The sequence below is a fragment of the Tardiphaga sp. 37S4 genome, assembly GCF_021044645.1.
Classification (GTDB): Bacteria; Pseudomonadota; Alphaproteobacteria; order Rhizobiales; family Xanthobacteraceae; genus Tardiphaga; species Tardiphaga robiniae.
In genome coordinates, this window is the sequence record NZ_CP088008.1 from 5,640,864 (window position 1) to 5,652,965 (window position 12,102).

Annotated in this window: 15 protein-coding genes; 11 read left to right on the top strand and 4 right to left on the bottom strand. The window is 59.4% G+C overall.

Features of this window, described 5'->3' with window-relative positions; translation table 11 throughout:
• Positions 1-22: 22 nt before the first annotated feature.
• Positions 23-280 (top strand): DUF3551 domain-containing protein, encoded by a 258-nt coding sequence (locus tag LPB73_RS26780; RefSeq protein WP_089263421.1) that lies wholly within the window; start codon positions 23-25, stop codon positions 278-280.
• 24 nt (positions 281-304) lie between these two features.
• On the opposite strand, the gene LPB73_RS26785 is transcribed toward LPB73_RS26780, so the two are convergent.
• A complete protein-coding gene (locus tag LPB73_RS26785) occupies positions 305-985 on the bottom strand; it encodes a spermidine synthase (RefSeq protein ID WP_093757681.1) in 681 nt (226 codons plus the stop codon).
• A 425-nt stretch (positions 986-1,410) separates the two neighbouring features.
• Here LPB73_RS26785 and LPB73_RS26790 point away from each other — a divergent pair, with 425 nt between their 5' ends.
• Both LPB73_RS26790 and hutH read left to right on the top strand, forming a co-directional pair.
• Positions 1,411-1,740, top strand: a complete 330-nt coding sequence (locus LPB73_RS26790; protein WP_231078751.1) for a GCG_CRPN prefix-to-repeats domain-containing protein — start codon at positions 1,411-1,413, stop codon at positions 1,738-1,740.
• Between the two features lie 160 nt (positions 1,741-1,900).
• Positions 1,901-3,427: a histidine ammonia-lyase gene (gene hutH / locus LPB73_RS26795; RefSeq protein ID WP_231078752.1), complete on the top strand. Its 1,527-nt coding sequence runs from the start codon at positions 1,901-1,903 to the stop codon at positions 3,425-3,427.
• 15 nt (positions 3,428-3,442) lie between these two features.
• Here hutH and fliI read toward each other — a convergent pair whose 3' ends face one another.
• Genes fliI through LPB73_RS26810 form a run of 3 tightly spaced genes read right to left on the bottom strand, consistent with a single transcriptional unit; the run spans position 3,443 to position 6,357 of the window.
• Positions 3,443-4,774, bottom strand: coding sequence for a flagellar protein export ATPase FliI (gene fliI, locus LPB73_RS26800; RefSeq protein WP_089263423.1), 1,332 nt, complete (start codon positions 4,772-4,774; stop codon positions 3,443-3,445).
• Between the two features lie 28 nt (positions 4,775-4,802).
• On the bottom strand, positions 4,803-5,573 hold the full coding sequence (gene flgF, locus LPB73_RS26805) for a flagellar basal-body rod protein FlgF (RefSeq protein WP_089263424.1): 771 nt from the start codon (positions 5,571-5,573) through the stop codon (positions 4,803-4,805).
• Between the two features lies 1 nt (position 5,574).
• On the bottom strand, positions 5,575-6,357 hold the full coding sequence (locus tag LPB73_RS26810; protein WP_089263696.1) for a DUF1217 domain-containing protein: 783 nt from the start codon (positions 6,355-6,357) through the stop codon (positions 5,575-5,577).
• Positions 6,358-6,511: 154 nt separating this feature from the next.
• Here LPB73_RS26810 and motA point away from each other — a divergent pair, with 154 nt between their 5' ends.
• The 8 genes from motA to flgC all read left to right on the top strand — a co-directional run bounded on the left by motA (position 6,512) and on the right by flgC (position 12,102).
• Positions 6,512-7,417, top strand: coding sequence for a flagellar motor stator protein MotA (gene motA, locus LPB73_RS26815; RefSeq protein ID WP_256461226.1), 906 nt, complete (start codon positions 6,512-6,514; stop codon positions 7,415-7,417).
• On the top strand, positions 7,417-8,352 hold the full coding sequence (locus LPB73_RS26820) for a FliM/FliN family flagellar motor switch protein (protein ID WP_089263426.1): 936 nt from the start codon (positions 7,417-7,419) through the stop codon (positions 8,350-8,352). Before motA ends, LPB73_RS26820 begins: the two co-directional genes overlap by 1 nt.
• Positions 8,333-8,617, top strand: coding sequence for a hypothetical protein (locus LPB73_RS26825; protein ID WP_231078753.1), 285 nt, complete (start codon positions 8,333-8,335; stop codon positions 8,615-8,617). The genes LPB73_RS26820 and LPB73_RS26825 overlap by 20 nt, the downstream gene beginning before the upstream one ends.
• 33 nt (positions 8,618-8,650) lie before the next feature.
• The gene (fliN, locus tag LPB73_RS26830) at positions 8,651-9,049 is read left to right on the top strand and encodes a flagellar motor switch protein FliN (protein WP_231078754.1); all 399 of its coding nucleotides are present in this window, start codon (positions 8,651-8,653) and stop codon (positions 9,047-9,049) included.
• A 27-nt stretch (positions 9,050-9,076) separates the two neighbouring features.
• Positions 9,077-10,114: a flagellar motor switch protein FliG gene (locus LPB73_RS26835; protein WP_231078755.1), complete on the top strand. Its 1,038-nt coding sequence runs from the start codon at positions 9,077-9,079 to the stop codon at positions 10,112-10,114.
• A gap of 12 nt (positions 10,115-10,126) precedes the next feature.
• Positions 10,127-11,203, top strand: coding sequence for a flagellar biosynthesis protein FlhB (gene flhB, locus LPB73_RS26840; RefSeq protein WP_231078756.1), 1,077 nt, complete (start codon positions 10,127-10,129; stop codon positions 11,201-11,203).
• A 93-nt stretch (positions 11,204-11,296) separates the two neighbouring features.
• Positions 11,297-11,674, top strand: a complete 378-nt coding sequence (flgB, locus tag LPB73_RS26845; protein ID WP_089263431.1) for a flagellar basal body rod protein FlgB — start codon at positions 11,297-11,299, stop codon at positions 11,672-11,674.
• 11 nt (positions 11,675-11,685) lie between these two features.
• Positions 11,686-12,102 carry a flagellar basal body rod protein FlgC gene (flgC, locus tag LPB73_RS26850; RefSeq protein ID WP_089263697.1) on the top strand — a complete coding sequence of 139 codons (417 nt, stop codon included), beginning with the start codon at positions 11,686-11,688 and terminating at the stop codon, positions 12,100-12,102.

Genomic DNA, 12,102 nt, shown 5'->3' on the forward strand with positions numbered 1-12,102 from the left:
CTGCCGCGGAGGAGAATACGTGATGCGCAATCTGATGCTGGCCGTGTTGGCTGTTGGTGGTGTCTCGGCCATGGCTTCCAGCCCTGCAGCTGCCGCCCCGACCTATCCCTACTGCATCCAGTCGCAGGCTTTTGGGACCGATTGCTCCTATCCAAGCTATGAAGCGTGCCAGGCCACTGCATCGGGTCGCGGCGTCGACTGCATCGTCAATCCGCGTCTGGCGTTCAGCCCGCAGCCTTATGCCGAACCGCGCCGCAGTCGTCGTTCGATTGCCTATTAAGATCCATCTTCATCGCGGCGACGGCTATGTTTTTGGCTTCGTCGCCAGCCAGATGACGTGACGGGCGCCACCGCGTGTGCCGGTGGCGCGGATCTTGATTTCCTCGGCGTTGAAGCCTGCCTTGCCGAGGAGCGCCGTGAATTTGTCATAAGGAAATGACGACCAGACGGCCAGTACGCCGCCCGGACTGAGCGCGGCCTGGGCCGCGCGCAACCCTTTCAGGTCATAGAGCGCATCATTCGATTTTCGCGTCAGGCCTTCGGGTCCGTTATCGACGTCGAGCAGGATCGCATCATATTTGCCGCGTGCACCAGCGATGGCTTTAACGACATCGCCCTCGACAATCTCCACGCGCTCATCACTCAGGCTGTCGCCAGACAGCTCGGCCATTGGGCCACGCGCCCAGGCGACGATCGCGGGCACCAGTTCGACCACGGTGATCTTCGCCTTCGGGCCGAGCACCTTTAGCGCAGCGCGCAATGTAAAGCCCATGCCATAGCCGCCGATCAAAAGTCGCGGCGCCTTCATGTCCTTGAGGCGAAAGCAGGTGAGTGTCGCCAGCGCTTCCTCGGAGCCGAACAGCCGACTGCTCATCAACTCGTTCTGGCCGAGCTTGATGGTGAACTCTTGCCCGCGCTGCATCAGGCGCAGCGGCACGCCGCCGCCGGGTACTTCGGTCGTATCGATCAGTTTCCAGGGTAGCACGGGTGTCTTTCATCAAGCGATTGCGCGGCGGCCCGTGGTAGCGCGAGAACCGAGCTCCACGCAACTCAGCTATCATGCAAAGGCCTTGCGGCAATTGAAGTCGCTCGTGTCGCAGCACTTCGATCGCAGCGGGATCGGATGCAGGGTTCCGGTCTCTGGAATAGCTCCAACACGTCGCTGCATCTTCGTTTAAAGGGAACTACACTGATGGAGCACTTCGCGCGGCAGCTCCGTTCGCCGTTCTTAACGGGCGGATAACTAACCGAACGGGTTGTGCCGGTGCATTGATAGAACGGAATTGCCAACGGTATCTGGTGCCTCTAAGCAGAATGAAGACCAATGCATCTTCGGGTTGCGCATCGCGCGGCAAGGCGAAGACGCTTTCGTCGGGGCCGAGTGATCTTCAACTCATCGAGAGGAATAGAATGACCAAAATTCTGCACATGATGGCGGCATGTCTCGTCGCCATGTTCATCGTCTCGACGCAGGCAAGTGCTGCGCCGATGATGGGCCAGAGCATCGCTGTCGAAGCGCACGTGATCCCGGTTGCGGGTGGTTGCGGTCCGAACGGCTGGCGCGGTCCCTATGGTGGCTGCCGCTATACGCCTTATTACGGCCCGCTCCCAGGCGGCTATTATCAGGAAGCTCCCGTGATGGGTAACGGCTGCCCTCCCGGTTACTGGCGCGGTCCGTGGGGCCACTGCCGCAACACGCCCTATCACGGCAACCTGCCGGGCGGCGGCTGGAAGCCATAAGCCAAACGTGACGCTGCGTCGCACGTCGCAGCCCACGGTCTGACTGTCGATCAGCTGAAAGGCCAGCCGCACGGCTGGCCTTTTTGTTGTGCGCAAACATTGAAGCGCAGCGTTGAATGTGTTGCCTTGGGCCATCTACGGATGGCCTGGAGACACTTTAATGACGATGCGTTTCACACCGGGTACGGTGACGCTGGCGGACTGGCGGTCGATCTATAGGGGGGCAGTACCGGTTCTCGATGAGAGCTGTATTCCACGCATCAATGCTAGTGTTGAGGCAGTTGCCCGGATCGTCGCCAAGGGCGAACCCGTCTATGGCATCAATACAGGCTTCGGAAAGCTTGCTCATGTCGGCATAGCAGCCGAAAGCATCACGGCCCTCCAGAAAAACATCGTGCTGTCACATTGCGTGGGCGTCGGCGATCCAGCGCCAGCGCCGGTGGTGCGGCTGATGATGTGCCTCAAGCTTGCGAGCCTGGCACAGGGTTTCTCCGGCGTCCGCATGGAGACGGTCCAGTTGCTCAGCGCCATGATTGCGCATGACATCACGCCCATCGTGCCCGCGCAGGGATCAGTCGGTGCCTCCGGCGATCTGGCCCCGCTCGCGCATATGGCGTCGGTCATGATCGGCGTCGGCGAGGCGCTGACGACGTCCGGGCGATTGCCGGCGACGGAGGCGCTCGCTAGTGCGGGTGTGCAGCCGATCGAGCTGCGGGCCAAGGAAGGACTGGCGCTGCTGAACGGCACGCAGTTCTCGACGGCCTATGCACTGGCGGGATTGTTCGAGGCCGAAATCCTATTCAGGACCGCACTCGTCAGTGGTGCCTTGTCCACCGACGCCGCGCGTGGCTCGGATACGCCGTTCGATCCACGCATCCATCAACTGCGCAAACATGAAGGGCAGATCGTGTCGGCCCAGGCATTGAAGGAACTTCTCGCCGGCAGCGCGATTCGCGAGTCGCACCGCACCGGCGACGTCCGTGTTCAGGATCCTTATTGCCTCCGCTGTCAGCCGCAGGTGATGGGCGCCGCGCTGGACGTTTTGCGACAAGTGGCCACCACGCTTCTCACTGAAGCGAATGGCGTCTCTGACAACCCTCTGGTCTTTGCCGACGACGATATCGCGATCTCCGGTGGCAATTTTCATGCGGCGCCGGTTGCTTTTGCGGCGGATATGATGGCGCTTGCGATCTGCGAGATCGGATCGATCTCTGAGCGCCGGATCGCCATGCTGGTGGATCCGGTGCTATCCGGTGTGCCCGCGTTCCTGACACCGAAGCCGGGGCTTAATTCCGGTTTCATGATCGCGCAAGTGACGGCCGCGGCGCTGGTATCTGAGAACAAGCAGCGGGCCTATCCGGCCAGCGTCGATTCGATTCCGACATCGGCCAATCAGGAAGATCATGTTTCGATGGCGGCGCATGCGGCACGGCGGCTGTTGCCGATGATCGAGAATGCGATGGCCGTCATTGCCATCGAGCTGCTGGCGGGCGCGCAAGGCTGTGATTTCCATGCGCCGCTCAAGTCCAGCGATCGTCTGGAAAACGTTCGAGCACGGATCCGGGCAGACGTCGCCCATCTCGACGAGGATCGATATTTTCACGACGACATTCAGAAGTCGCTGCGCCTTGTGCGATCCGGTGCGATCGTCGCGGCAGCGAATCTCGATACGATCCCGGGTGTCTAGAACGCGGGAGCGCAGTTACCCGATTGCGGTCTTGATCACGCTGAGCAATTCCTGGAACGGCTCGGCGCAGGACGGGTCGGTCGGGTGCTGTTGCAGCACGTCGTAGATCTTGGGCACGAGCTGGACGGCCTGATCGAGTTCACTGTCGCGGCCGGGCTGATAGCCGCCCATCAGGCGAAGGTCGCGGGTGTCCTCAAAGCGGGCGATCATGGCGCGCAGCTTACGCACCAGATTAGCTTCCTCCGGCGACCACACATGCTGGCCGAGGCGCGAGACCGATGACAGCACATTGACGGCCGGATAGCGGCCCTGATCGGCGACGTCGCGGTCGAGCATGATGTGCCCGTCCAGTGTACCACGCACCGTATCCGCCACAGGTTCGTTGTGATCGTCACCATCGACCAGCACGGCAAACACGCCCGTAATGGAGCCCTGGCCTTCGAGGCCCGGTCCCGAACGCTCCAGCAGCCGCGGAAGTTCGCTGAAGACACTCGGCGCATAGCCGCGTGCGATCGCCGGCTCGCCGGTAGCGAGCGCGACTTCACGGGATGCGTGGGCGAAGCGCGTTACCGAATCGACGATCAACAGCACCGATTCACCGCGATCGCGGAAATATTCGGCGATGGTCATCGCTGTCTTCGGCGCCAGTCGACGCATCATCGGGCTTTCGTCGCTCGTCGAGACGACTGTGATCGCGCGGGTCTTGTGATGGACCAGCGATTCTTCGAGAAATTCACGTACTTCTCGTCCACGCTCGCCGACCAGTGCAGTGACTACCGTGTCGAAGCCGGCGCTGCGTGCCAGCATCGAAAGAAGGGTGGTTTTGCCGACGCCGGAACCGGCGAAAATGCCGATGCGCTGGCCGATACAGAGCGGTGTGAAGAGATCCACGACGCGGACGCCGGTACGGAGCGGCTTGCTCACGCGGGAGCGGCTCATCGCCGGTGGGGGATTGGCATCCGTTTGCATCTCGCGCTCGCCGACCGGCATGTCGCCGGCGCCATCCAGTGGCTCACCAAGGGCATTGATGACGCGACCTTTCCAGGCCGGATGTGGAGACAGCGTCTTGGGAGGCATTCGGAAGGCGGGAACGCCGAGGCCGGCAGCAAAGTGGGAATCGAACGGTTTGGCCGTTACGCCGTCAGTATCGATCCGTACGACCTCACCGAGATGAACCTGCTTGTCGATTTCCAGTCCGATCAATTCACCGAGCCTGACATAGCGCGACAGGCCGGAGACGCGAAAATGCGTCGGCGTCACCTCGGACACCATGCCACCGACACGAACCGTGGGCACGTCCCGGCGCAGGGTTGCGATGGTCGATTCGAGTTTTTCAAGCGCGTTCATCGAGCTCTCCCGCCGGTCACATCAGGCATCAGGCTTTTGGATCGCCCAGCGTGCGAATGGCGTTCTGCATGGTACTTTCGGAATTGTCGATCAATGAGCTGACGCTCTGGAAGGTGCGCTGTGCGGTCATCATCTGTGTGAGTTCTGTCAGAGGATCGACATTTGATCCTTCGACGTAGCCCTGCTGAAAGCCGACCGTGACGAAATCGAGCGCGGTGGTCGCCGGCTTGCTCGGAATCACGCCCGACGTTCCGAATCGTTCCAGCTTTGCGTCCGGGGCGATATCGAACAGGCCGAGCTGACCGACCTGGATGCGACCCTGCGAAATGGTGCCATCGCGCACAATCGTTAGCGGGCCAGCATCGGGATCGACGATGATCGGCGTGCCGCCAGAATCGAGGATTGGATAGCCGGTGAGGGTCTGAAGCTGCCCGTTGATGTCGATCTGCATGCGGCCATCGCGCGTATAGACGGTGCCGTTCGGCCCAGCAAACGCCATCCACGTCGTGTGGCCGGGATCGGGGCCGCCGGGGTACGCGGCCATGCTATTTCCGGTGATCGCCACGTCCAGGGTATTGCCAGTCTGGGTAATAGCGCCTTCCTTGCGCGAGATAAAGTTTTCGCCGGGCGAGGAGAACGCGACCGCCTGCGTTGCTGCGCGCGACATTGCAGTCTCGAACTTCACCGCGTCGGCACGGAACGCGGCGGTTTTCATATTGGCCATGTTGTTGGCAATGGTTTCGAGTCGCTTCTCAAGCGAGACCTGGGCCGAGAGGCTGACATAGAGCGCTGATTGCATTTTATCGTCCGATTTTCAGGTTCTGCAGGGTGGTCAGCACGTCCGTGCTGAGGCCCATTTCGAGCGGCTGCGTGATAAGGGTGCTTGAAGCCGATTGGGCGGTGGACGTTCCGTTCTCCATCTCCCACATCACCGAAAAACGCTGCAGGAACGACTGCAGCTTTTCGGGGGTCTGGAAATCCGCGATGCCGACTTTCGCGCTGAGCATATTCGCCTGTTTGTCGACATCCGCCATCGAGGTCATCGGTGAGATGCCAAGCGCGATCTGGGCGACCTTGATCAACGCCGGATCAGCGAGAATCTGATAGATGCTGGTGATCTTGGGCGCCTTGCGCTCGAAATAGAGTGCCAGACGAACGCCTTCATTTTGCGATCCGGCGTCTTCCTCGAGTTGCTGCCGAACGTATTTCTCGACGGTGCCGACCTGCGCGGCGGTCGTGCTCGTCGCCTGGTCACCCAGCTTGGCGAAGTCGAATGCGGTGGCGAATTCGCGGTAGCGGGCGTCGGAAAGCTTGTTGGCGAATGTGGTCGAGCTGGCAACACCTTCCGTAAGAACCTTGCGCATGAACGCCTTGGCATAGGTCATGTCGCTCAACCCGTACGCCTTCATGGCATAGCTGAACAACCGATAGTCGCCGATGAATTCGTCGATCGTATTCACATCGCGGATGTGTGACAGGTAGTATTCTGTGTCCTTCGACACGTCCGGCTTCTCCATCGTCTGCTGCAACGATTTGACGATATTCTTGGAGATCAGCTGGTAGCTTGCGATTGTCGAGACCATCGGCAGTGGGTTCCCAGTCTGCGGGCGCATGCGGCGAGACTGGCCTCAAACTCCCCGCACAAGCTTGCGCGGGGCTGGCCGGCGCAGGCCGATGTCAGCCTCGTGCAAGCATCGTTGCCTAAGTGAATCGTATCCTCAATTTGGAGCGGTGCGCTTGAGCATTCTCTTTGGCGTCATTATCACACTCGCCAGTCTGATCGGCGGCTTCACCGCGATGGGCGGGCATCTCAGCGTGATATGGCAGCCCTGGGAGTTCGTCATCATCATGGGGATGTCGCTGGGCACCTATGTCATTGCGAATCCCTGGAAAACCGTGGTCGACACCGGCCGCGCCACCGTGCAGGCGTTGACGGTCGCAGTGCCGAAGCAACGCCATTACCTCGATCTGCTCGGGCTTCTGCATTCTCTGATGCGCGAGGTACGAAACAAGGGTCGCAACGAGGTGGAAGCTCATATCGACGATCCATCATCGTCAGAAATATTCACTGCCTTCCCGACCGTTCTCGCCAATGAGCCGCTTCTGCACTTCATCTGCGACTACTTCCGCCTGATCATCATGGGCAGCGCGCGGCCGCATGAGATCGAAGCGCTGATGGACGAGGAAATCGAAACCATCATTCGCAGCAAGATGAAACCATATGGCTCGCTGATGATGGTGGCCGAAGGACTGCCGGCGCTCGGTATCGTCGCCGCGGTACTCGGCGTCATCAAGGCGATGGGCGCTCTCGACCAATCCCCGAAATTGCTCGGCGGCTTCATCGGCGCAGCTCTGGTCGGCACATTTGCCGGCATCTTCTTGTCCTACGGTCTTGTCGCGCCGCTGGCCCACAAGATCAAGCTGGTGCGCGAGCAGCGCGCGCGGATGTATGTAATCGTCAAGCAGTCACTGCTCGCCTTCATGAACGGGGCCCTGCCGCAGATCGCGATCGAACACGGCCGCAAGATGATCGGCCCCGGTGAACGCCCGTCGATTGATGTCGTCGAAAGCGAAACCATCTCCGGCGGTCCCGCGAAGGCGGCACCTGCTGAATCCTCGGCGAAAGCGGGAGCACGGGCCTGATGTCAGAAGTAAAGTCAGGCCGCGTAGATCAAGGATCAGATCAACTTTTAGGGGCTGCCGGAATTTCCGTCGAACGCATGCCGATGCTGCATGTGATTTTCGACCAGATGACGAATCTTTGTGCCGAAAGCCTGCGATCCATGTCGCCCTCGCAGTCGTATTTCTCGCTAAGCAGCGTGGGCAGCGATCGCCTCTCCGATATCCTCGATCGCTATGAGGGCGAAGCCATTGCCGCGGTGTTCTATGCGCAAGCATGGGATGCGCGCATCCTGATTGGTTTCGATCGCGATTTCGTCTACACCATGATCGAGCTCCTGTTCGGCGCCGATGGTGCGGAGCCGCCGCTGGATATGCCGCGGGTATTCTCGAATGTGGAGTTGCATGTCGCGCAATCGCTGTTCGAGCGCTTTGGCAAGGCGTTGCAGGCGTCATTCGACCGCGCTTCCGACGTGACGTTCAACCTGGAACGTGTCGAGACGCGCATGGACTATCTTGCGATCGGCCGCCTCAACAACATGGCCGTGTGTGCGAAGATCCTGCTGCAGGGTCTCGATCGCGGCGGCGAGATGTTCATCGTCATTCCGCACGCAGCGCTTAATCCGATCCGGCAGTCGCTGTCGCAGATCGTATCCGGTGAGTCGGCATCCACCGATCCGAACTGGAGCCGTCAGTTGCACAGCGAGATCAAGCGGACCGAAGTGGTGCTGAAGGCGGTTCTCGAAGAGCGACAGTTTACTCTCGGCGAGGTCGCGAAATTTCACGTCGGCCAGGTGCTCAAGCTCAACGCCACGCCGGACACAATGGTTCGCCTCGAATGCAATGATCAACGCTTGTTCTGGTGCCAGCTCGGCCAGATGAATGGCGTCTATTCACTGCAGGTCAAGGAATCGGCCGACCAAAAACGGGAATTTATCGATGGTATCCTCGCTCGTTGACATCATCCTTTTTGCGGCTCTGCTCTTCACGAGCATCCGCGTTACCAAGATGCATCGTGAACTCGTGAAGTTGCGTGCGCATCAGGGCGAGTTTACCGCCGTGGTCGGCAAGACCAATGAGACGGTGGACGACATGGTGCTGATGGTGCGCGAATTCAGCGCGGATGGCCGACAGATGGTCCAGACGCTCGGCGACAAGATCGACGAGGCACGCAAGGCTATCGCGGAAATCGATACGCGCACTGCGGCACAAAATCCGGCTTAGGCCAAGATCTGAGTTTTCAAGAAGGCAGGGGATATGAAGCAACCATTCGATATCGATCCGGTAAGCGCAGCGACCGCTACAGGCGTAGACCCGCTCAAGGCTGACGGCGCGTCGTTCGGCAAACTGGCAGATCTCGCGGCTCGCGCTGCCGAGGAAACCAGCCGGCTGACCAATCTTGAACCTATCCTGCGCATCCCGGTCACGGTGCAGGTGCTGCTCGGCTCAGCCACCATGCCGGTCGCCGATCTGATGAAGCTTGGCCGCGGCGCAGTGATCCCGCTCGATCACCGTGTGGGTGAACCTGTCGAAGTCGTCGTCAACGGACGCATCGTTGCGCGCGGTGCGGTCGTGGTCGTGGAAGACGAGAATTCGCGTTTCGGTGTATCGCTGACGGAAATCGTCGGAGGAGCGGCCGGGGATCCGGACGCTTAAAGAGATTTTCCCAAAGAGATATTCCTTATGGCATTCAATGCACCTGCTAAGCGCGCCGGCACCAGCATCAAACCGCTAGGTGGCACCGAGAAGGCGGCGGCTCTTTTGCTGGCCATGGGGCGTGAGCTCTCGGGCGGCCTGCTTCGGGAGTTCGATCCCGAAGAGATCAAACTGGTCACGCGGGCTGCGGCTGAGCTCAAGCCCATCTCAGGGCCTGAGCTCGAAGCGATCATCGAGGAATTCGCTCAGAATTTCTCGGAAGGTCCGAATATCTTTGGCACTGTCGGTGAGCTGGAGAAGCTGCTGAATGGCGTGCTGCCGCCGGACCAGATCACTGACATCATTTCCGAAGTTCTGGGCAACAAGACCAAGTCGGTTTGGGAGCGCATCTCGCTCGTCTCGGAAAGCCTGCTTGCCAACTATCTTCTCAAGGAGCATCCGCAAACTGCGGCGTTGATTCTCTCGCGTGTGAAACCGGCTTGTGCAGCCCGCGTGATGAGCCATCTGCCGCCAGATATCCGTCACGACCTGATGCGACGTATGCTCAGCCTCAAGCCAGTTGTCGAGGATGCGATGAGCATTATCGAAAAGACCATGCATGAAGACTTCATGATCAACTTCGCTCGGAACCTGGCATCCGACACCTATCCGCGCATGGCTGACATCATCAACAAGATGGAGCGGACGCAGATGGAGGAATCGCTGAAGAACCTCACCGAATCGCGGCCGAAGTCGGCCGAGATTCTGAAGGGCATGCTGTTTACCTTCGACGACATCGTGAATCTGACCGCCAAGGCACGCATGCTGATCTTCGATCAGGTGCCGACGGACCGTGTGGTGATGGCGCTCAAGGGATCGGATACGACATTCCGCGAGCTCATTCTGTCGTCGCTCGCCTCACGCACCCGTCGTCTGGTGGATCACGAACTGGCAAACGGTATCCCCGCCAATCAGCGCGAAATCCTGGATGCCCGGCGCGCCATTACCGATCTTGCGCTCGATATGGCCGGACGCGGCGAAATTGAACTCAACCCCGATCAAGAAGATCAGCCGGTATTCACCTGAAGATAGAGCATTGTGTCTGACGAACCCGATAAGGACAGTAAAACCGAAGAGGCGACAGAGAAGAAGGTTCGTGATTCCGTTGAGAAGGGCCAAATCCCGGTCTCGCGCGAAGCGCCGATTTTCGCCTCTATGCTCGCACTGCTGATTATTCAAAGCTTTCTGACCACCGACAACGTCAGAAATCTGACTTTCACTTTAGCCCGATTGATCGACGATCCGTCGGGCATCCGCATCCGTAATGGAACGGATGCTATTGAGTTGCTCACCGCGGTCGGTATGAGTGCGGCGGGACTGGTTATTCCGATTGTTATCGTCCTGATGCTGGCCGGGCTGGCATCATCTTTCCTGCAGAACGCACCGCGAATTGTGTTCGATCGCATCCAGCCGGAAGCCTCGCGCATCTCAATAGCGAAAGGTTGGGGCAGAATCTTCGGCGCGCAGGGACGTGTGGAATTCGGAAAGTCGGTCTTCAAGTTCGTCGCTATCAGTCTGGTCGTGATGATCGTCCTGCGGGCTGAGGAGGCCGTGGCCGTGAATGCATTGTTTAGCGATCCGGCGGCCGTTCCGGAATTGGTGCTGACTACCGCAATGCGGCTTGTCTCCGCCATCAGCATTGCGACCATTGTCCTGGTGTCGCTCGATCTCGTCTGGGCACGCTTCCATTGGCGCCGCGAACTGCGCATGACGAAGCAGGAGATCAAGGACGAGTTCAAGCAGGCCGAAGGCGATCCGATCGTCAAATCGCGGTTGCGTTCGTTGGCGCGCGATCGCGCTCGCAAGTCGATGCTGGCGGCCGTTCCGCGCGCCACGCTGGTGATCGCGAATCCCACGCATTACGCGATTGCGCTGAAGTACAAGCAGGGCGAAGACGCTGCGCCGACGGTGCTTGCAAAGGGGCAGGACCTGATCGCGCTGAAGATCAGGGAAATCGCCGAGAAGAATGGTGTCCCGGTGGTGGAAGACAAGATGCTGGCGCGCTCGATGTATGATGTCGCATACATCGACAAGATGATTCCGTCGGAGTTCTTCCGCCCTGTCGCAGAAATCATCTACTTTCTGCATTCGCGAAAGCAGAAGACGAATGCGTAAGCGTTCCGCGCATGTCGTGATGCGCATCTCCAGCCTCGGACAAGTTTCCATTTGTAAACCATGATGAAGGAATCATGTTTGCCTGGGGGATAAGTGGGACCCGTCTATCTCTTCGATGTTGCCTCATCGCATGAGCGATGGCTGTCGCTGCGGCAGTCCGCAATCTCGGCGAATGTCGCCAATGCGAACACGCCGGGCTATCGCGCGCAGGACATTGAACCGTTCAACAAGATTCTCGATTCGAAAGTCGTGCCTGTGACGGTGACGTCGCCGGCGCATATCACGACCGGCTCTTCGGTTGAGGCCCAGGGCATGCGCAAGGAAAAGAGCTGGGAGACCGTTCACTCCGGCAACTCCGTCAGCCTTGAACAAGAGATGCTGAAGGCTGGCGATATCAATCGCGACTATTCGCTGAATACGGCGATCGTCAAATCGTTTCATCGCATGTTCATGACAAGCATGAAGACCTGAGGGAAATGACGATGATTGATCCGTTGCAAGCATCTGTTCAGATCGCAAGTTCCGGCCTCGAAGCGCAGTCGACCCGCTTGCGTGTCGTGTCGGAGAACCTTGCCAATGCCAATTCAACCGGCCGCACGCCAGGCTCGGATCCGTATCGCCGCAAGACCACGACCTTCACAGCCGAGATGGACCGTGCCGCTGGTGTGCGCATGGTTAAGGTGAAGGATGTCGGAACCGATCAGGCGCCGTTCCGCGTGGACTATGAGCCAGGCCACCCGGCTGCCGATCCAACCGGTTACGTAAAGCTGCCCAATGTTAACTCGTTGATTGAAATGGGCGACATGCGGGAAACCAATCGGTCCTTCGAGGCCAACCTACAGGTCATCAAACAAGTGAGATCCATGGTGTCGATGACCATCGATCTTTTGAGGAGCTAA